Source organism: Halomonas sp. NYA30, from assembly GCF_976980765.1.
The window spans coordinates 2521483-2541951 of the sequence record NZ_OZ334477.1; the positions used below are offsets into that span (position 1 = coordinate 2521483).

19 protein-coding genes are annotated in these 20469 nt (G+C 54.6%); 8 read left to right on the forward strand and 11 right to left on the reverse strand.

The window, feature by feature from the left end; genetic code table 11:
- Positions 1-84: 84 nt before the first annotated feature.
- The 5 genes from ACWI0H_RS11690 to ACWI0H_RS11710 all read left to right on the forward strand — a co-directional run bounded on the left by ACWI0H_RS11690 (position 85) and on the right by ACWI0H_RS11710 (position 4519).
- Positions 85-906 (forward strand): IclR family transcriptional regulator, encoded by an 822-nt coding sequence (locus tag ACWI0H_RS11690; RefSeq protein WP_027959572.1) that lies wholly within the window; start codon positions 85-87, stop codon positions 904-906.
- Positions 907-999: 93 nt separating this feature from the next.
- Positions 1000-2130, forward strand: coding sequence for an MlaE family ABC transporter permease (locus tag ACWI0H_RS11695; RefSeq protein ID WP_101147013.1), 1131 nt, complete (start codon positions 1000-1002; stop codon positions 2128-2130).
- A complete protein-coding gene (locus ACWI0H_RS11700) occupies positions 2130-2954 on the forward strand; it encodes an ABC transporter ATP-binding protein (RefSeq protein ID WP_101147014.1) in 825 nt (274 codons plus the stop codon). The genes ACWI0H_RS11695 and ACWI0H_RS11700 overlap by 1 nt, the downstream gene beginning before the upstream one ends.
- A 6-nt stretch (positions 2955-2960) precedes the next feature.
- Positions 2961-3902, forward strand: coding sequence for an MlaD family protein (locus ACWI0H_RS11705; RefSeq protein ID WP_227405147.1), 942 nt, complete (start codon positions 2961-2963; stop codon positions 3900-3902).
- Positions 3899-4519, forward strand: a complete 621-nt coding sequence (locus tag ACWI0H_RS11710; RefSeq protein WP_485873548.1) for an ABC-type transport auxiliary lipoprotein family protein — start codon at positions 3899-3901, stop codon at positions 4517-4519. The genes ACWI0H_RS11705 and ACWI0H_RS11710 overlap by 4 nt, the downstream gene beginning before the upstream one ends.
- 25 nt (positions 4520-4544) lie before the next feature.
- On the opposite strand, the gene ACWI0H_RS11715 is transcribed toward ACWI0H_RS11710, so the two are convergent.
- From ACWI0H_RS11715 to ACWI0H_RS11760, 10 genes are all read right to left on the reverse strand, one after another.
- On the reverse strand, positions 4545-6407 hold the full coding sequence (locus ACWI0H_RS11715) for a serine/threonine protein kinase (protein WP_101147017.1): 1863 nt from the start codon (positions 6405-6407) through the stop codon (positions 4545-4547).
- 11 nt (positions 6408-6418) lie between these two features.
- Positions 6419-7687 carry a 2-oxo acid dehydrogenase subunit E2 gene (locus ACWI0H_RS11720; protein ID WP_101147018.1) on the reverse strand — a complete coding sequence of 423 codons (1269 nt, stop codon included), beginning with the start codon at positions 7685-7687 and terminating at the stop codon, positions 6419-6421.
- A gap of 20 nt (positions 7688-7707) precedes the next feature.
- A complete protein-coding gene (locus ACWI0H_RS11725; protein WP_101147019.1) occupies positions 7708-8685 on the reverse strand; it encodes an alpha-ketoacid dehydrogenase subunit beta in 978 nt (325 codons plus the stop codon).
- A 1-nt stretch (position 8686) separates the two neighbouring features.
- Positions 8687-9889, reverse strand: a complete 1203-nt coding sequence (locus tag ACWI0H_RS11730) for a thiamine pyrophosphate-dependent dehydrogenase E1 component subunit alpha (protein WP_008956881.1) — start codon at positions 9887-9889, stop codon at positions 8687-8689.
- A gap of 135 nt (positions 9890-10024) precedes the next feature.
- Positions 10025-10798, reverse strand: coding sequence for an ABC transporter permease (locus ACWI0H_RS11735; protein ID WP_485873549.1), 774 nt, complete (start codon positions 10796-10798; stop codon positions 10025-10027).
- Positions 10791-11753 carry an ABC transporter ATP-binding protein gene (locus tag ACWI0H_RS11740; RefSeq protein WP_176302237.1) on the reverse strand — a complete coding sequence of 321 codons (963 nt, stop codon included), beginning with the start codon at positions 11751-11753 and terminating at the stop codon, positions 10791-10793. The genes ACWI0H_RS11735 and ACWI0H_RS11740 overlap by 8 nt, the downstream gene beginning before the upstream one ends.
- Entirely contained in the window at positions 11750-12949 is a 1200-nt protein-coding gene (locus ACWI0H_RS11745; RefSeq protein WP_101147021.1) for an ABC transporter permease, read from the reverse strand. Before ACWI0H_RS11745 ends, ACWI0H_RS11740 begins: the two co-directional genes overlap by 4 nt.
- A gap of 27 nt (positions 12950-12976) precedes the next feature.
- Complete coding sequence (gene osmF / locus ACWI0H_RS11750; RefSeq protein WP_008956877.1) at positions 12977-13903, reverse strand: glycine betaine ABC transporter substrate-binding protein OsmF; 927 nt, start codon at positions 13901-13903, stop codon at positions 12977-12979.
- A 66-nt stretch (positions 13904-13969) separates the two neighbouring features.
- Positions 13970-15364 carry a cysteine--tRNA ligase gene (cysS, locus tag ACWI0H_RS11755; RefSeq protein ID WP_336273819.1) on the reverse strand — a complete coding sequence of 465 codons (1395 nt, stop codon included), beginning with the start codon at positions 15362-15364 and terminating at the stop codon, positions 13970-13972.
- 26 nt (positions 15365-15390) lie between these two features.
- Positions 15391-17070 carry a glutamine--tRNA ligase/YqeY domain fusion protein gene (locus tag ACWI0H_RS11760; protein ID WP_336273820.1) on the reverse strand — a complete coding sequence of 560 codons (1680 nt, stop codon included), beginning with the start codon at positions 17068-17070 and terminating at the stop codon, positions 15391-15393.
- Between the two features lie 61 nt (positions 17071-17131).
- Here ACWI0H_RS11760 and ACWI0H_RS11765 point away from each other — a divergent pair, with 61 nt between their 5' ends.
- Genes ACWI0H_RS11765 through ACWI0H_RS11775 form a run of 3 tightly spaced genes read left to right on the forward strand, consistent with a single transcriptional unit; the run spans position 17132 to position 18513 of the window.
- Positions 17132-17254 (forward strand): hypothetical protein, encoded by a 123-nt coding sequence (locus ACWI0H_RS11765; protein ID WP_008956874.1) that lies wholly within the window; start codon positions 17132-17134, stop codon positions 17252-17254.
- Positions 17226-17726 carry a peptidylprolyl isomerase gene (locus ACWI0H_RS11770; protein ID WP_336273821.1) on the forward strand — a complete coding sequence of 167 codons (501 nt, stop codon included), beginning with the start codon at positions 17226-17228 and terminating at the stop codon, positions 17724-17726. Before ACWI0H_RS11765 ends, ACWI0H_RS11770 begins: the two co-directional genes overlap by 29 nt.
- Before the next feature lie 13 nt (positions 17727-17739).
- Positions 17740-18513, forward strand: a complete 774-nt coding sequence (locus ACWI0H_RS11775) for a UDP-2,3-diacylglucosamine diphosphatase (RefSeq protein WP_336273822.1) — start codon at positions 17740-17742, stop codon at positions 18511-18513.
- Positions 18514-18601: 88 nt separating this feature from the next.
- Here the strand turns inward: ACWI0H_RS11775 and ACWI0H_RS11780 are convergent, their stop codons facing one another.
- Positions 18602-20422, reverse strand: a complete 1821-nt coding sequence (locus ACWI0H_RS11780; protein WP_336273823.1) for a SurA N-terminal domain-containing protein — start codon at positions 20420-20422, stop codon at positions 18602-18604.
- Positions 20423-20469: the final 47 nt, after the last annotated feature.

Consider the following 20469-nt stretch of genomic DNA (forward strand, 5'->3'; position numbering starts at 1 on the left):
CTATTTCGTTGATAGGCATGAACGCTGCGTCTAAGTAGATATGCGATACTGGGCGCCATAAGCCACCGAATGTTGGGATATTGAATGCACCCCACCGACACTGATGCTGACGACCCGCAGTTGCCCGGAAAAGATCGTAACTTTGTGACTGCGCTCGCGCGCGGTTTAGAGTTGCTGCGCGCCTTTGGCGCAGGTGAAGAGTATTTAGGCAATGCTGAGCTTTCCAACCGTACGAGTATCCCTCGACCGACGGTGTCACGGTTAACCTATACCCTGACCCAGTTGGGCTATCTCCAGCACAATACCCACCTGGAAAAGTACCGCCTTGGGCCAGGTGTCTTAGCCTTGGGGTATCGCTTTCTCGCTAATATGGGCATTCGCGAGATTGCTCGCCCGCATCTGCAGAAATTTGCTGATGCCACCGACTGTAATGTTAGCCTGGGCGGGGCTGACCGCAGTGATATGGTTTATTTGGAAACCTGCCACGGCCATGGCCCGCTAATCATTCGCCTGGACACGGGCTCCCGCCTGCCCATTGCTACTTCTGCGATTGGTCGTGCATGGCTATGCGGCTTGTCTGACGAACGACGCCAGCAGGTACTGCAAGAGTTGGCCAGCGAGTATGGCAGCGACTGGCCGCGTTATGAAGCGGGCATACAACAGAGCTTCAAAGACTATGCGCAGTACGGTTTTTGCCTCTCTGAGCAGGATTGGCAGCGCGATATTAGCGCGGTGGCGATGCCGCTGATTTTGGAAGATGGCGCCGAGGTCATGGCGATTAACTGCGGCGGCTCCAGCCTGCGCTTGGATCACGATCGCTTGGTTAATAACTTAGGCCCCCGTCTCAAAGAAGTCGCTAATCAGATTAAGCAGGAGCTAGCGCCAAGAAACCGCTCGGCAAGGTAAATTCAAGCTAGGGAGACTTTAACTAACGCTCGTTTGAATGCATCATAGACTTCTAAACAAGCGCATCGATACCAAGAGCGCCAAGGAGTGGGGATGCCAAGCGAGTGGATAGCGCGTCATGATCAAACAGTAACCCTTAAAGGCGAGTGGACACTTGCCAATTATCGCCATATCAAAGCGGCGCTTCAGCAAAGTGACACTCGAACTGAGCCTGGCAAGCCAACGGATGCGACGATTTCACTAGACGCAATAACCCGCCTTGATACCGCTGGTGCCATACTCATTGTGGAGCTGATTGGCGTTGAGAAAGCGCAGGCGGTAGCGGATTGGGCAGCAGAACTGCCGAAAGAGCAGCAGGCGCTGCTGGTGCGTATTGCCGAAGCCATGGAAACCCCGCTTGACGTTGATCCTCTTTCCTATTCGCGTATTAGCCAAGCGCTTGCCAGCGTGGGTCAACATATGGTGGGGCTTTGGTCTCAGCAGCGCCAGCTGCTGGCCTTTATTGGTCTCGTCGTGGCCACCCTCTTCCAGCTGGTATTGCGGCCACGCCACTGGCGCTTAACGGCCACCGTGGCCCATATCCAGCAGAGCGGTCTTAATGCCGTACCCATCGTCGCGCTACTCACCTTTATGGTGGGCGCCGTCGTGGCTTTCCTTGGCGCTACCGTTTTGCAGGATTTTGGCGCCACGATTTATACCATCGATCTTGTTGCGTTCTCATTCTTGCGAGAGTTCGGAGTTCTACTTGCTGCGATCCTACTCGCGGGACGAACCGCCAGTGCCTTTACCGCCCAAATTGGCGCCATGAAATCCAATGAAGAGATAGATGCCCTGCAGGCTCAGGGGCTTGATCCTATCGAGCTTTTGGTGCTCCCGCGGGTAATGGCGATGTTAATTAGCCTGCCCATGCTCGCCTTTGTAGGTATGCTCAGCGGCTTAGCGGGGGGCGCCATGGTCACCTCCCTATCACTGGATATTTCACTAACCCAGTTTTTGACCACGCTGCAAAAAGACGTATCGGTGACACACTTTTTGGTAGGGCTAAGCAAAGCCCCGGTGTTTGCCTTTGTGATCGCCGTTATCGGCTGCCTGGAAGGCTTTAAGGTCAGCGGCAGTGCACAGTCGGTGGGAGAACACACCACGTCAAGCGTCGTTCAATCGATTTTTATGGTGATTCTGATTGATGCCGTCGCCGCGCTATTCTTTATGGAGATGGGCTGGTGATGGATTCAGATAAACCGACAGAGCAAAACGACCAACCGGTCATTAAGGTTAGAGGCTTGGTGAACCGCTTTGGCGCTCATGTGGTTCACGAAAATTTAGATCTGACCCTTGAACGCGGAGAAATCCTCGGCGTTGTAGGCGGTTCTGGTACCGGTAAATCAGTGCTATTACGCAGCATCGTCGGTTTGAAGCGCCCCAATGACGGCACGGTTGAAGTCCTAGGCACAACCCTTAACGAGCTTAACGAGGCACAGCGCAGTCAAATAGAGCGGCGCTTTGGCGTACTGTTTCAGCGCGGTGCGCTGTTCAGCTCGCTGAACTTGCAAGAGAATATTGCCCTACCGCTAATTGAACACGCCAGGCTACCCCGTGAAGACGCCGAGCATCTTGCCAGGGTCAAGCTAGCGTTGGTCGGGCTTCCGCCACAGGCCGCGCTGCAGTTTCCTGAGTCGCTGTCTGGCGGCATGGTCAAGCGCGCCGCCCTTGCCCGTGCCTTAGCCCTTGATCCTGACATCCTGTTTCTGGATGAGCCAACCGCCGGGCTTGATCCTATTGGCGCGGCAGCCTTCGATCAGTTGCTGGTCACCCTTCGCGATGCGCTGGGGTTCAGCGTATTTCTGGTCACCCATGACCTGGATACGCTCTACGCCGCCTGCGATCGGGTCGCCGTGCTCTCGCAGAAACGCGTGTTGGTGGTGGATACCATCGACAAGGTCGCGGAGACCGACGATGAATGGATTCAAGACTACTTTCACGGGCCGCGTGGTCGAGCCGCGCAAAGTGCTCATACTGCCTCTTCAACGAATGCTTACACACAGGAGTGAGGGTAGATGGAAACCCGCGCGCATCACGTGTTAATCGGTTTATTCACGCTGGGCACCGCCGCAGCGGCGCTGCTGTTTGCGCTATGGATGAGCTATGCAGCAGGCGAACGTAGCTACCAGCCTTACCGCATTCTATTTGAGCGCAGCGTTAGCGGCTTATCGGTCGGCAGCCGAGTACAATATAACGGTATTGAGGTGGGGGACGTCACCGAGCTTAACCTCAATCCCGATGACCCTCGGCAAGTGATTGCCCATATCCGCGTTTACGATGACGCACCGGTCAAGACAGACACTCGGGCAAAACTTGCCTTTGCCAGCATCACCGGCAGCATGTCCGTGCAACTCCACGGCGGCACCCCTGAAGCCCCGCTGCTGATTGATCAAACCGATATCGAAGCGCCGTTTATACGCGCAGACCCTTCGCCCATCGCCACGCTGTTCGATGAAGGCGAAGATATGATCGAGAACATCAACTCAATCCTGAAAAACGTTAACGAGCTGTTTGACGATAACAACCGCGCTCAGGCAGGCAATATTTTAACCAACATTGCTCAGATTACCGAAATGATTGCCGCCCAGCAGGACGCCCTGGATCAGAATATGGCGCTTTTCGGCGAAGCCACTCGCCAAGCGACGACCACACTCAGCAGCATCGACGCACTTAGCCAGGAAGCGACACAGCTGCTGCGTCAAGATGGTCGTCTGGTAATGGAGAGCGCCGCTGATGCGAGTCGCGATGTGGCCCGGGCGGCTCAACGCATTGAGCAGTTAGTGGAAACTAACGCTGGTGCCATCGAAGGCAGCCTGCAGGGCGCGCAAGATATTGCCCCGGCGCTCTCTTCGCTACGCTCCACCCTTGATACACTCGATCGTATTACCCGCCAGCTAGAGGAGAGCCCAACAGACTTTTTCCTGGGCCGTGATCAGGTAGAGGAGTTCCGCCCATGACATTACGCCCCACTGCTATCGTTTTAGTTAGCGCTGCGCTGCTACTCAGCAGTGGCTGCTCAATATTTCCCGAAAGTGAGCCAGCGACCCTGTATCGTCTGCCCAGTAGCGATATACAGCCCGTCACATCAGATTCCATGGCCACCCGCCAACGCCTGGCGGTGGCTGCTCCACAAGCGGGGCATTTACTGAGTAGCAACCGCATTGTGGTTTACCCAGAGGGTAATGTGGTTAATGTGTACGAAGCTGCCCGCTGGCAGGAGAATGCCCCTGCATTACTCCAATCGCGCTTGATCACTGGGTTACAGCAGAGCCGCCTATTCGCCAGCGTGGGTAGCGATAGCCTGCCTTCTGAGCGATTGCTGCTGAGTGAGCTACGTCACTTTCAGAGCGACTACGCTACCCGTCCGCCCACGGTGAAGGTTCAGCTCGATGTTCAGCTCGTCAGCACTCAAAACCGCGCTTCAATCGCTACTCAGGGCTTTACCACCAGCGCGCAAGCTATAAGCACCGATATTCCTGATGTGGTTGATGCATTTGGTGCTGCTAGTGACGACCTTACTGAGCAGCTGGTCAACTGGCTAGCCAATCAGCAGGTAGCTAATACCCTTGATTAAGCTAGCATTAACTAAGCCAGCGTGATTAGGACGTTGTTGCCCTGCGGGCATACTCCCGCGGGTCGCGGGGGTAGTAGCGTTCCGGCTGACTTTCAAGATGAGTGAAGTATCGAGTGTCCTTGTAGGGCATTTTCATGTAGCCCGAGACGCCTAGGCCCTCGATTTGGTCTACCGAGGCGAGAATGCGCGCCAGCAGCGTACGGAACTCGCCCTCTCGAGCCGGATCCAGCAGACGATAGTAGCTATGTATTTTGAGGTGCTGTGGCAGCGCTTCAAAAATGATCATGCCGGTATGGTGAATATCATTGAGCTGCTGCAGCACATGCATAATCGTCTCGGGCAGAGCTAACAGCTCTTCTGGGTCGGGGCCATCTTCGAAATAGCTGTGCTGACGGGTGCGATCTTCAAGCTCCGGTACTGCGCTCAACTCATAACCTATCGACATGCTGGGTTCGCTGACAAATGCCTCATCGACAGAAGCACGTTCTAAATGAAGCGTCTGGCGGGCATTAAACAGGCAGCTTTTAAATACCCCTTGGCGATGAATTGCCCGCGCCAGATGCACCATATTATTAACCGCTTCAATAAAGGCAGGCTTCAGCGTCGGATCATGTAAATTTAACGACGAATCGATATACACACCTTCACGCTCCCAGCGAACCGCCAAGCCCCCCACCACCGGATATTTGCCCAGGCGGCTCACCGACACCAAAAAGGCCTTTTCGGTTTCCCCCATCCCCTGCATAAACTGTTTGTAGTAGCGATCTAACTGCACATCATTGACATCATTCAGGGTTTCTTGAGCGTGCTCTTCCTGTGAAAAGGCTTCGCGCAGGAAGGCTTTGCGAGAGCTGTAGACCACGGTATCGATCTCCTGATGCGCGGGGCGCGCCCATACCGGCACCAGCGGTACATGGAGCGATGTAGGCAGATCGATCATTACGACTCTGGCCATTCGCGGCATATGGGTTAAAAAGTAGTCGCCCGCTTTACGCCGCACCTGCGGGTCAGGGTCGAGCATGCCATCCAGGGTGCGGGCAAACTCCATCGGTAACCCCAGCGAACTGGCGGGAATCGCCCGATGGCCAAATCGACACGACTGCGCCGACGCCAGCGCATACAGGGTGCCCGCTGCACCCTGCTCATCGAACCGCGGCGATGACAGTGCGCCGTTTAACTGCTCTTCGCCAATAAAGTAGACATCGCCCAGGCGGGCATTGGTCTGCTGCAGATTATCCGACATCAGCTCCATGACATTGGCGCCCACAAACTGCAGTTGGGCGTCCAGCTGGGCAAAGACCGATGAGCCCCAGTCAATCAGGGCAATCACCTCTTGTTCAGGGTCAAAGACCAAATTGGAGGGCTTGATATCTCCGTGTACGACGGGACGCGCCTGGCGGCCAGACTCCCGGCGCAGCGCAATGAGGATATCCGCCAGCTGCGACGCGATACGCACGATTAAGCGTGGAGGGAGTCGCCCTTGCCGCAGCGACACCTGCTCGAGATTCCAGCCGGAGGCACGCCCCATCACAAGGATCGACTGCCCTCGTGAGCGCTGGTAGGCAATCAAGCCGGGGATTCGCGGGTGCGACACCTGGCCGAGCATGAACGCCTCCTCCTCAAGGCGCTCCTGCAGATGCGTCGGTAGGGTAATACGCGAGAACTTGAAGACATAATGAGCGTTAGCCCCCTGGTGGGGTGCACTACCGCCGAATACAAAGCCATAGGCCCCCTTGCCGATCAGTTCGATACCCTGGTAACCCAGCTGGGTGAGCTGCGCCTGGCACAGCGCCACCCAGTCCTTGAGCTTGCGGGCATCATGATGGCTCAACAGATAAACCGACTGCTCTTCGGGGATATAAAACTGCTGAAGCGGTGCCTGGGACATAAGTCGCCTTGCTAACCCAAGTGAAGCAACATGGTCTCGGGATCTTCCAGAAAGCCCTTCCAGCTATTACAGAAGCGCGCAATGGTGCCGCCATCGATGAAGCGATGATCCCCTGCCCAGGTAATGGTCATGATGGCACGTCGCTGAACCTCGCCCTTCGCATCGAACCTGGGCAGCCACTGTGTTTTACCTATAGCAACGATAGCGGCTTCCGGTGCGTTGATGATAGGAGCCGCGTAGGTGCCACCGAGCGCACCAATATTGGAAATACTGATGGTTCCGCCTTTAAGATCCGCTTGATCAACGCGTCCTTCCCGTGCCGCCGTAGTTAGCCGCGCCACTTCCCGGGCAATCTCAAGCAAGGATAAGCGTTCGACGCGTTTGACATTGGGCACCATGAGGCCTGCCTTGCTATCCACTGCCATGCCGATATTACACTGGGAGAAGTAGTGCAGCGCGTCACCCGCCGCATTTAACTGTGCGTTTACAATGGGTTCTTCTGAGATCGCTAACGCCATGGCTTTCATAAAGAACGGCATTAGCGTTAGCCGCTCGCCTTTTGACTCTGCCACTGGTTTCAAACGCTCACGCATTGCCAACAGCGCTGTTACGTCAATCTCTTCACCATAATGAAAATGAGGAATCGTGCTGGCCGACTCCACCATTCGTTTGGCCATTACCGCCCGCACGCCGCGTAACGGCTCCACCCTGGGCGCTTCCTCTACACTACTAGATGGAACAGCCTGCGACGATGTCATGGCTGCGCCAGCAGGCTGTTCAAGGTGCGCCAATACGTCTTCCTTAAGCACACGACCATCTTTACCACTGCCTGCGATATCGGTCAGATTGAGCTGATGCTCTCGCACCAATCTTCGCACCGCGGGGCTGGCGGGTACTTTCCCGTGGGTGGCCAACGTTGGCGCGGTTGGCGCTACGGCTGTGTGCGCTGCAGCTCTATCCGTTGCCGCATCGGTACTAGTGATTGGCGTAGACGGTAAGGCATCCGGCGTAACTTCCGGTTTGCTGGGCTCGGCTTGTACTTCTCCTTCGGCCTGATAGGCGTATAAGGGAGCATGCACCTTGGCAATCTGACCCTGAGCCACATACAGCTTGGTAACGACACCGGCTTCGTGGGCGGTAATTTCCACCAGCGCTTTGTCGGTCATGACTTCAACGATGGGCTGGTCTTCTTCAATTTGATCGCCTTCAGCGACGCGCCATTCGACGACTTCGCACTCGACAATGCCTTCGCCAATATCGGGCAGTAAAAAATCGCTCATTGTTGTTCTCCTCCTCAGCGCTAAAAGTTGACGCTTTCGCGAATCGCTTCAAAAATCTTCAGGTGATCGGGCAGATACTCTTTCTCCAGCACCAAAGGAAAAGGCGTATCCAGCCCTGTGACCCGGGCAATGGGCGATTCAAGGTAGAGGAAACAACGTTCCTGAATGGTAGCGGCAATTTCACCGGCAAAACCGCCGGTTAAGGGTGCTTCATGGCTAACAACTAGGCGACCGGTCTTGAGCACCGATTCCGCCACCGTATCCGCATCCCAGGGCAGTAGTGAACGCAGGTCGATCACTTCACAGGCGATACCCTGCTCCTCGGCCATTTCAACCGCCTTGCCGATGACTTCCATCTGTGCGCCCCAACCGACCACGGTAATATCGGTGCCCTCCTTGGTGATCTCGGCCTCACCAATTGGCAGTTGATAATCCTCTTCGGGCACTTCGCCTACCGATGCGCGGTAAAGCCGCTTGGGCTCCAGAAACAATACCGGGTCCGGATCCCGAATGGCGGCAAGCAGCAGTCCCTTGGCTTGATAGGGGTTACGCGGTACGACCACTTTCAAACCGGGGGTATGGGTGAAATAGGCTTCCGGGGATTGAGAGTGGTAGAGCCCGCCGGCGATGCCGCCGCCGTATGGGGTACGAATGGTCAGCCCACCCACATTAAACAGATCCCCCGAGCGATAGCGGAACTTGGCCGTTTCGTTAACGATTTGGTCGAACGCGGGAAAGATATAGTCAGCAAACTGGATTTCCGCGACTGGTACCGAGCCTTGGGCCGCCAAACCATTGGCAAAGCCGATAATGCCCTGTTCGACCAGCGGTGTGTTGAAGCAGCGAGCCTTGCCGTACTTCTCCTGCAAATGGCTTGTCGCTCGGAAGACGCCGCCGAAAATCCCCACGTCTTCACCAAAGCAAATGACTTTTTCATCCTCTGCCATGGCGATATCCAGGGCGTTATTGATCGCCTGAAGCATATTCATAGTGGCCATGTTACGCCTCTCCCTGCGGATCAGTGTCGGTGCCAACGTCTAAGTCCAACGACTGCGCACCTCGTGGATAAGCTTCTGGATAGCGGCGAATATGGCGCTTCAACTGGTCAAACTGACGCTGCAGCGCAGGTGTAATGTCGGCATAGACATCGCTGATCAAGCTCTCAAGCGGGGGCGATGCGCGCTTCTCGGCACGCTTTAATGTCTCGAGCACTTCCCGGCGCAGGGCTTCTTGCTGGCTACTCTCCTCTTCCTCACTCCACCACTGCTTTTTTAACAGCCATTTTTTTAGCCGCAGCACGGGGTCTTTGGCGCGCCATATCTCTTCTTCATCCTTTGAACGATAGCCGGAGGGGTCATCCGAAGAGGAGTGAGCAGCCAGACGATAACTCATGGCCTCGATCAAGACAGGCTGGTTACGCTCAACGGCAATCTTGCGCGCCTGACGAGTGGCCTCATAGACCGCCAACACGTCATTGCCGTCCACGCGTATCACGTGCATATGGTAACCAAATGCTCGTGGGGCAATACCATCAGCGGCGAACTGCTCTACGGCAGGCGTGGAAATGGCATAGCCGTTGTTACGGCAGAAGAAAATCACTGGCACCTGATGTACTGAGGCCATATTGAGTGCGGCGTGGAAATCGCCTTCGGAAGCAGCACCTTCGCCAAAGAAGGTCAGCGTACAGTGACCATCACCAGCAAGTTTTTGCCCATAGGCGTAGCCCGTGGCCTGTGGAATTTGCGTAGCCAGGGGGGAAGAGATGGTCATGTAGTGCAGCTTGCGGGATCCATAGTGGATCGGCATTTGGCGGCCTTTGCCGTAGTCCAACTCGTTGCCAAACAGCTGGTTCATAAATTCATCGATTGAGAAGCCGCGATACATCAGAGCGCCCTGCTCGCGGTACTGGGCCATGATCATGTCGGCATCATCAAGCGCGGCAGTTGCGCCCACTACGGCGGCCTCTTCCCCCGTACACTGCATATAGAAACTAAGCCGCCCCTGACGCTGGGCTGCCATCATTCGTTCGTCGAGAATACGCGTGGCCAGCATTGCCTGGTAAATGCGCCGGGCATGATCACGCTCAAGCGCCGGTTCAATGGCGCCGTCATGTAGCTCGCCTTCCGGACAAAGCAGGCTAAAGGTGGGAATCGAAAATTCGTCGCCGGTCATGAAGTCCGGCTGGTGCACGTACTCAGTCATCATTATTGTCCTTGTTTTACCCCTTTTGAGGGCAGTGTTGTTGGTATTGACCATTTTTGCCAGTGGATTTATCTGGCATGAGTCAAATACAACTACTGCGACAGTAACGCAGCACAAGAACTTTAGGGATACAACTTAAGCCGCAGAGAGACGAGAACGCAGTGGTTGTTGCAGCACTTCAAATAGGCTGTCGACCGTCAATGCCAATAGTGCAATGGTCAACGCCCCCTGAACGACATAGGCCATATTGCCGTTAACGATGCCGGAGATAATCGGGTCGCCAAGGTTACTGGCCCCAACAGTCGCCCCCAGAGCAGCCGTGGCGATATTAATGGTGACGGAGGTGCGAATGCCCGCCAGGATGACCGGGGCCGCCAGCGGCAGCTCGACATACCGCAATTCCTGAGTCGGCGTCATGCCCATGGCGTGTGCGGCGGTCTTTATGTCGATATCAACCTCCTGCAGTCCGGCAAGCGTATTACGCACGATGGGCAGCATGCCATACAGCATCAAGGCGACAATGATGGGCAAAGTACCAAATCCGAGCACAGGTACCGCCAGCGCCAGCACGGCCACCGGCGGAAAGGTTTGTCCCAGCGAGGCCAACTGGCCGACCAGCGGCAAAAAATCGCTGCCACGCTCGCGAGTCACCACAATGCCAGCTGAGACGCCTACGACAACGGTCACAAGCGCCGCTATGCCCACCACAAGGAGATGGCGGCCCAGCAGCACATAGAAATCAGCCCGGTCATAAATCACCTGCCTGGCATCAGGTTCTATCCAGCGAAACAGTGGCTCGGCAGCAGACATGGCCACAACGCTGAGCAGCAGCAGTGTTCCCCACATCAGTGGCCAAAGCCACAGCAGGGCTCTTTTACGTGGCTGCGCGATACTCAGCGAATTACTCACGCGCACTTCCTTTATCCAGTTGTGCTTCCTTGATGATCCTGCGCAGCGATAGCTCGCCAATGGGGACATCGTGCTGATCGACAACCGTAAGCCTATCGCTATGGTCGCGCAGCATCATGGAAAGCGCTTGACGCAGTGAGAAATCTGCGGGTATGCGCGACTGGGCGGGTAGAGTCGGTCCCATGGAGGTCATGTGGTCTTTAACGCGGGTTAAAGCAGCCTGTTTGAGCCCCCGTTCAAGCCCTCCCAACAGTGACTCGACAAACGAGTCGGCTGGCTGTTGCAGCAGCGCCAGCGGAGAGCCCTGCTGCACGATTCGTCCTTCGCGCATCACTACCAGGTGATCCGCGAGTTTGAGGGCTTCATCCATGTCATGGGTCACGAAGACCACCGTTTTGTGCAGCCGCGCCTGTATTTTGGCCAGCTCATCCTGCAGCTTTTCACGGGTAATCGGATCAAGGGCGCCGAAAGGTTCGTCCATCAGCAAAATATCAGGGTCGGCGGCCAATGCCCTTGCCACCCCAACTCGCTGCGCCTGCCCACCTGAAAGCTGGTGAGGATATTTATGCGCAAACTCCCCGACAGGCAAGCCTAGCAAGTCCATCAACTCTTCGACCCGTCCCTGGACATCGGCGGCTGACCACTTCAATAAACGCGGTACCAAACCAATATTGCGCGCCACGTTCCAGTGAGGGAACAAACCGGTGTGCTGAATGACATAACCAATCCGGCGACGTAGTTTTACCGGGTCATACACCTCAATGGCTTGGCCATCCAGAATAATGTCACCCTCGCTATGCTCGATTAAGCGATTGATCATGCGCAGGGTGGTGGATTTACCGCAGCCGGAGGTGCCGACCAGCGCACAAAACTTGCCCTTCGGCACACGCAGTGAAATATCATCCACCGCGGTTTCTTCACCAAATCGCTTTGAGACATGGGAAAGCTCAATCATCGTGTTCCTCCGGGGCGCAGTACTTCTGCCAGGGCGCCCAAGCCCGCATCCACGACCAGAGCCAGCATTAAAATAGGCAATGCGCCGAGCAGAACCATGTCCATGGCTGCTTGACCCAGGCCCTGAAAAATAAAGGTGCCAAGCCCACCCGCCCCGATCAAAGCGGCTACGGCAGTGAGACCAATGGCCTGAACCGTGGTAATACGCACCCCTTCAAGTAGCACCGGCAGCGCCAGCGGTAGCCGCACCTGCCAAAAACGCTGGCCAGCACGCATTCCCATCCCCTTGGCGGCTTCCAGGGTATCGGGGCTTACTTCTTCAAGAGCGATATAGGTGTTACGCACCATGGGGAGCAGGCTATAGGCAATCAGTGCGATCAAGGCAGGCGTCGTACCGATCCCGCTGACGCCAAGCCGGCCTAGCAATGGTACGTTGGCAGCAAGCCAAGCAAGCGGCGCCAGTAGCAGGCCAAACAAGGCGAGACTGGGAATGGTTTGTAGAAAATTGAGTACTGCGAAAGCGCCTTTCTGCAGCCGTGCATAGCGGCGCATCAGCATCGCTAGTACTAAGCCAACCACCACGCTAATACTGACGGCAGCCCCAACCAGCGTCACGTGCTGACCAATAGCTCTCAGAAACTGCCGATCACGCGCCTTAAACTCCTGCACCAGGGCAAGGCTATCCAGCCACAAAGTTGCACACAGCCACCACACCAACGCCACGCCACATAACAGCAGCGTAGGCCAGAGACGTGTGAGCTTTAAGCGTAAGCGTATTTCAATTAAGCACAGTAGTAATACAAACAGCACTACCCAATACGCTGCCCCCAGGCCCAAACGCGCCTGGGGCAGTTCAGGATCAATCAGTAAATAGCTGCTGGCAATTAACCCCACGGGCATGAGTGCCATCAAGGTCATTACTGCCGCTAACAGAGCGCGATAGTGCCAGTGATTCGGTTGCCACGCTAATATGCCAATGAAACTGAGCAGTAATGTGGCTAATAGCGCGCCGGGCCAGCCTAAGGCCTCAAGCGCGCCGTAGCTCGTTCCCTGAACAATCCGATTGGGAGCCATGCTAACCACGTCCAAACCCCAGAATGCGGCCAGCATGATAAGACTGAGGCTAACAAGCACAGTGTTAGGGTGCCGCCCATCCCAGCGAAGCCGAGGGGTGGGCAATGCATCCAATAACGACATTAATTAGTTATCCCAGGCATAAACACATTAATCAGCTAGCGCATCCAGATAGTCGCTGGCCACTTGGGTCGGTGACAGCCCGTTAACGGCGACATCTGCATTTAGCGTTTGGAGAGTGACCAGATCAAGGGTGGCAAAGACCTCGTTGAGCAGCGCTTCCATTTCGGGATACGTTTCCAGCACGCTTTCACGCACCACGGGGGCAGGCTGGTATACGGGCTGCACACCTTTAGTATCTTCCAGTACGACCAGACCCAGTGCACTTAAGCCACCGTCGGTGCCATAAGTCATGGCGGCGTTAACGCCACTGGTTTGCTGGGCGGCGGCACGCATGGTGGCAGCAGTATTGCCACCCGACAGCACTAGCAGTTGCTCATCGCTCAATTCAAAACCGTAGGCTTCCTGAAACGCAGGTAACGCCTGTGCGGATTCCACAAATTCAGCGCTGGCGGCGAATTTGAACTCCCCCCCTTCCGCCAGATAGGCCGCGAGGTCTTCTAAACTGACCAATTCATTTTCAGTGGCTACGTCTTCGCGGACACTCATTGCCCAGGTGTTGTTAGCGCTAGCTGGCTGCAGCCAGACCAAGTCTTGTTCCGCGTCACGCTCTTTAACGGTTTCAAACGCTTGATCCGCATCGTTCCACACTGGACTGTCGGCCATATCAAAAAAGAAGGCACCATTGCCCGTGTACTCAGGGTACACATCAATTTCGCCAGCTTCTAATGCCGACCGCACAACACTAGTACCACCAAGCTGCAAGCGGTTTTCGGTAGCAATATCGTTGCGTTCCAAGGTCTGAATGATCAGCTCACCCAACACCGACCCTTCCGTGTCGATCTTGGAGGACACCACTACCGGCTCATTGGCGCTGGCCTGGGAAAGGGAAATAACGGATACGGCGCAAGCAACGATTAGGGGCTTAGCAATGATAGGATTAGCTGAAAAGCGCATCTTGGAATTCCTTTTGAAGTGGGCTTTTTTACTGAGGCTCTTATGAAGTATAAGAGCCATCAGCGTTTAAGGTGCTTCTAACACCCAAGAAGTACCTTCGCGTGAGTCTTTAAGAATAATCCCCAGGGCTGCGAGCTCATCGCGAACCGCATCCGCCTGAGCGAAGTCCTTATTCGCTTTCGCCTCAATACGTTGAGCAATTTTCGCTTCAATCTCGCTTTCACTAAGCGGCATACCCTGTTGCTGCGTGCCTTTCAGGAAAATTTGCGGCGCCTGCTGAAGCAGCCCCAAAATAGCCCCTAGCTGCTTGAGCTCGCCCCCAAGCCTAGCGGCCTCGTCGGGCTGCTCCTGCTTGGCGCGATTGACTTCACGCGCCAGCTCAAACATGACTGCCAACGCTTCAGGCGTGTTGAAGTCATCGTCCATGACCTGAGTAAAACGCTCTCGGTAAGGGGATGCTTCACTGCTGGCAATAGCGTCAGTGTCGACGCTTTCTAGCGCTGTGTATAAACGTGTCAGCGATTTGCGTGCTTCGGTCAGTGAGTCCACCGAATAGTTGATCGGGCTACGGTAGTGACTGGCCACCAGCAGAAAGCGCACCACTTCAGGGTCGTGTTCGGCCAGTACATCGCGAATGGTGAAGAAGTTGCCCAGAGATTTGGACATCTTCTCCTTGTTCACCCGCACTGCCCCAGCGTGCATCCAGGTTTTGACGTAGGTCTTGCCGGTGGCCGCTTCGCTTTGCGCAATCTCATTTTCATGATGCGGAAAGGTTAGATCCGGCCCGCCACCGTGAATATCGAAGGTATCACCCAAGCAGCAGGTCGACATCGCCGAGCACTCGATGTGCCAGCCGGGACGCCCATTACCCCACGGCGACGACCAGTGGGCCTCACCCGGTTTTGCAGCCTTCCAAAGTACAAAGTCGAGTGGATCTTCTTTATGAACATCAACATCCACCCGAGCACCAGAGCGCATATCGTCTAGCTGGCGATTATTGAGCTTGCCGTAATTGGCAAACTTGCGTACACGGTAGTAAACATCGCCGTTATCGGCCGCATAGGCAAAGCCTTTTGCAATCAGCGTTTCAATCATTGCCACGATATCGTCGATATGACCGGTGGCGCGGGGCTCATGAGTCGGTGGCAAAACAAACAGACGCGCTTCATCTTCGTGCATGGCGGCAATCATGCGCTCGGTTAGCGCGGTGATGCTTTCACCATTTTCGTCAGCACGCTTCAGTATCTTGTCATCAATATCGGTAATGTTGCGCACATAGTTAACATCGTAGCCACGCTCACGCAGGTAGCGGGTGATGACGTCAAAGGCGACCATGACGCGGGCATGACCAAGATGGCAATAGTCATACACCGTCATGCCGCAGACATACATACTGACTTTTCCCGCTTCAAGCGGGGTGAAAAGTTCTTTGCGACGCGTCAGCGTATTGTAAATATGCATATGGCTATCCATGTTTTTCCTGGCCTTTAGCCCTTCTGCTTGATTTTTGCCCAGCTATCTTTTAATCCCACGGTGCGGTTAAACACTAAATGCTCTGGTGTGGAATCATGACGATCTGCACAGAAGTAACCAACGCGCTCGAACTGGAAGCGTGACTCGGGCGTGGCCTCCGCAAGGCTTGGCTCGCCAATTGCCTGACAAACGACCAGCGATTCCGGATTTAAGTGCTCTAGGAAGTCGACATCTTTGTCACGATCTGGCTGCTCAACGGTGAACAGGTTGTCATACAGGCGCACTTCCACCGGCACGCCGTGGGCAGCGCTTACCCAATGAATAACCCCTTTCACCTTGCGACCTTCAGGATTTTTGCCCAGCGTATCGAAATCCACTGAACAATGCAGCTCTCTGATGTCACCGGCCGCGTCCTTAATTACCTCGTCACAGCGAATCACATAGCTATTGCGTAGACGTACTTCTTTACCTGGCGCGAGGCGGAAGAACTTCTTAGGAGCATCTTCCATAAAGTCGTCTTGATCGATGTAAAGCTCCCGAGAAAAGGGCACCTTGCGCATCGTCATATCTTCACGTGCAGGATGCCCCGGCACTTCATACATCTCTTCGTGATCTTCCGGCACATTGGTGAGCACGACTTTCAGCGGCTTTAACACACACATGGCGCGCGGCGCATTGTCTTCAAGATCCGAGCGAATCGCGTGGGTCAACATGGCGATATCGACCAAGCCACCGTCGGCACGGGTGACGCCGATCATCTCGCAGAATTTGCGGATAGAGGCTGGTGTGTAGCCGCGGCGACGCATACCGGAGATCGTCGGCATCCGCGGATCATCCCATCCATCGACAATCTTTTCGTCTACCAACAGCTTCAACTTGCGCTTGGAGGTTAACGTGTAATCAAGATTGAGACGGGCAAATTCAATTTGGCGCGGCTTGGCGGGTACAGGAAGGTTGTTTAAAAACCACTCATACAGTGGGCGGTGATCTTCAAACTCCAGAGTACAGATCGAGTGGGTAACACCTTCAATGGCATCCGACTGACCATGGGTGAAGTCATACGAGGGGTAGATTTTCCACTTATCCCCCGTTTGGTGATGGCTGGCGTGGCGGATGCGGTAAAGGATAGGGTCGCGCAAGTTGATATTAGGCGACGCCATGTCAATTTTAGCGCGCACGACCTTTTCACTTTCGCCAAACTCGCCTTCGCGCATTCGCGCCAGCAGATCAAGGTTTTCTTCGGGGCTGCGCTCACGGTAAGGGCTGGGGGTACCCGGCGCCGTCAGTGTGCCGCGGTACTCGCGAATTTCATCCGGCGAAAGGTCGTCCACGTAGGCTTTTCCTTCTCGCATCAAGTGCTGCGCCCAGGCATAGAGTTGGTCGAAGTAGTCGGAAGCAAAACGCACAGGACCTGCCCATTCAAAGCCTAGCCAAGTGACATCCTCTTTGATGGCATCGATGTATGCCTGTTCTTCTTTCGCCGGATTGGTATCATCAAAACGTAGATGACATTCGCCACCCATTTGCTCCGCCAGCCCGAAATTGAGACAGATCGACTTTGCATGGCCGATGTGCAAAAAGCCGTTGGGCTCGGGGGGAAAGCGTGTCACGATTTTAGTGACCTGGCCGCCCTCGATTTCGTCGCGTACTTGGTTGCGAATGAAGTTCGGCGCTGGGGTGGTCTCGTTGGTCATGGTGGTGTTGATAACCTCGTGGTGGATGGCGTACTGAGCCGTGAGAACATAGGATACTCCTATGGCACTTCGCGGTGCAGGGCAAAACCGTTATTATAACGTGACGCCGATGCACAGCGCCAAGGCGAACGCCTTTATTGAACAGGAATTTATCAATGATCGTATTACAGACGAACCACGGTGACATCACCATCGCGCTTAACCATGAAAAAGCGCCGATTAGCGCGGCGAATTTTGAGCAGTACGTTCGCGACGGATTTTATGACGGCACCCTATTTCATCGGGTGATTGACGGATTCATGGTCCAAGGCGGCGGTTTTGATAAAGACTTCGAGCAGAAGCCAACCCGTGACCCTATCGACAACGAAGCTGACAACGGCTTAAAAAACACTCTTGGTACGCTAGCCATGGCTCGCACTCAAGACCCGCATTCTGCCACTGCGCAGTTTTTCATTAATGTGGGCGACAATAGCTTTCTGGATCACAGCGGTAAAAGTCTTCAAGGCTGGGGCTATGCGGTGTTTGGCGAAGTCGTTGGCGGTATGGAGGTGGTCAACGAGATTAAAAACGTGGCCACTACACGCCGTGGCATGCATGCCGATGTACCCGCTGAAGACGTGATCATCGAACGCGCTTACGTGAAGGAAGCGGAATGACACTGGGAGCTTTATGCGCACATTGCTTATTGCCGACCTGCATCTAAGTAGCGACACCCCTGAGATTAATCAGGGGTTTTACCGCTACCTAGAGCATACTGCCCCAGGAGCCGATGCTCTCTATATTCTGGGCGACCTTTTTGATGCTTGGATGGGTGATGACCTTCTTGATGCCACTGACCATCCGCTCAGCATTGTGGCTCAAGAGGTTATTAAGCGGTTGCACAAGCTTAGCAGTGACGGCACCACTGTTTATTTGATGCATGGCAACCGTGATTTTTTACTCGGCGAGCGCTTTGTTAACGCTTGTCAGGCGATGCTGCTATCTGACATTGAGGAAGTCGAGATTCAGGGGGTACCTGTGGTACTTCTTCATGGCGATAGCTTATGCACCCAAGATGAAGCCTACATGGCTTTCCGTCAGCAGTCGCGCAATCCAGAGTGGCAAACTCAGATATTGTCTCTACCGCTGGAACAACGTCTAGAGCTGGCCAAAAGCCTACGCATGCAGTCGGGCGAGGCTAACGCCAATAAAGCTGAGGCAATCATGGATGTGACACAGCAGGAAGTAATTTTGCTGATGGAACGGTTTGGTGTAGCCACTATGATTCATGGCCACACTCACCGTCCCCACGTACATGACCTGACAGTTGAAGAAGTACCCGCCAAACGTTATGTGTTAGGCGATTGGGATAGTCAGCGTGGCTGGGATATCGTGGTTGAGCGCTCAGATCAAACGGCACCAAAGTTGCGTCAGTTCTCTTTCACCGAATTACCTGACGCCTGACCTGAGACCGCTATTTACGGATATAAAAAAGCCGATCGTGAGATCGGCTTTTTTGCTCTTGCTGTTTTTAACTCAGGCTTAAGCGATTCTATTGCTCTATCTCTGCGTCACTGCGCAAGTCATCAATCAAACCCTGCAGGACCGATTGAGCACGCAGTTGCTCCGCCATTTGTGAGACAAACGTTTCCATCTGCTCATCAATTTCGCCGTCAGTAACGCTATCCACCGCTACCACGGCAACGCCTTGGGACAGTTCAACGGCACGATAAACGCTCTCACCTTCATCAGGCCGTGGCATGCGGAAGGCTTCTTGAACAATCGTTTGAGGTACGGTGGTATCGGCTTGACGACTAACATTATTAGCTTCGAGCCAATTGATATCCACCTGCTCACCTGCTTGCAGTTCTGAAATCAGTGATTGCGCCTCTTCACGCAATGCTTGCTGTTGCTGCTCAGCGGCTACGGATACTTCGACCTCCTCGCGGACCTCATCCAGAGGCAGTAACGTCGCATCGCGCTGTTCAGCAATACGCAGCACCATCCGACGATCTTGGTCTAACTCGATAACTTCACTGTTATAACCCTCTTCCAGCACGTCGTTACTGAACGCCGCTGACATCACACCAGGCTCGGATAAAACGCCTTCAACTTCGTCATCACGGGCAAGCCAATCGCTCTCATTAAGGGTAAGACCAATGCTTTCAGCAACGCTTTGCAGGTCATCAGCAGCGAAGCTTTCATCAATTAGCTGCTGAACTCGCTGATTAAATTCATCATCAACATCGTTCAGCGCCACTTCCCGCGCCAACTCACCGCGCTGTTCTTCAAATGTTGGGCCTTGAATATCCGTCACCTGAATAATGTGAAAAGCATTATCCAGTTCAACCGGCTGGGATACATCACCCTCTTCTAAAGAGAATGCTGCTTCATCAAAGCTATCCCCAAAGAAGCCACGGCTGATTACCCCAAGGTCTCCACCCTCTTCGGCACTGGCCGTATCATCAGAGTAGCGCAGAGCGGTATCGGCAAACGATTCACCGCTATTCAGCGCTTGCCTGGCTGTTTCAGCCCTTTCCTGAGCTTCATCACGAGTACGTTCGTCACCAAAGGTGATCATGATATGGGAGACTTGGCGGTCAGCGTCACGATTCTGTTCGCGCCATGCATCGCGTAGCGCCTCTTCATCAACATCGCGGCCTTCTGCCATTGCCTGACGATCAACTATCACATACTCAAGACGCACCTGCTCTGGACGCTCGTAGCGCTCTTGGTGGGCATCATAATAGGCTTTTAGGTCGTCTTCACTGATATGGACATCAGCCTCGACGTCGTCACCATCTAGCACCACATAGCGCAAGCTCCGCTCCTGGCGCTGCAACTCTGCCAGACGCTCTTGCTCATTGGGCAAGCTAAAATCGCTGAAGGCGAGGCCCTGCTGTAAATGCTGTCGCTGGATATCGACGCGCAATTCTTCACGAAAAGATAATGGCGTATAGCCTGCGCCCGCTAAGCGGTTACGAAAAACTTCAGCAGAAAAACGACCATCCTGATCATGGAACTCAGGCAGACTGACAATCAGTTGATCAAGTTGCTCTTCTGAAACAGCGAAACCACCCTCTTCTGCGTACTGGGATAACAGTTCCTGAGTGATGAGCTGGTCAAGCATGTCGCTGCGTAGGGCTCGCTCTTGTTCAGGCGGCACCTGTCCTGAGCGTAAAGCGCGCTGCACCCCGAGCTCAACCTGCTGACGCATGATTGGCTGCCCGTTGACACTGGCTACTTCGTCTGGATCGCTGCCAAAAAGCCCAAACAGTGATTCAATCCCGAAAAGCGCCATGGCCGCGACCATAACACCGATAATAATTTTGGCACCCCAGCTCCTGGAGCCATCTCTAATACTTTGCAGCATGCTAGCCTCAGATAGTCACAGCCAAATACATCGACCCACTAAATCCT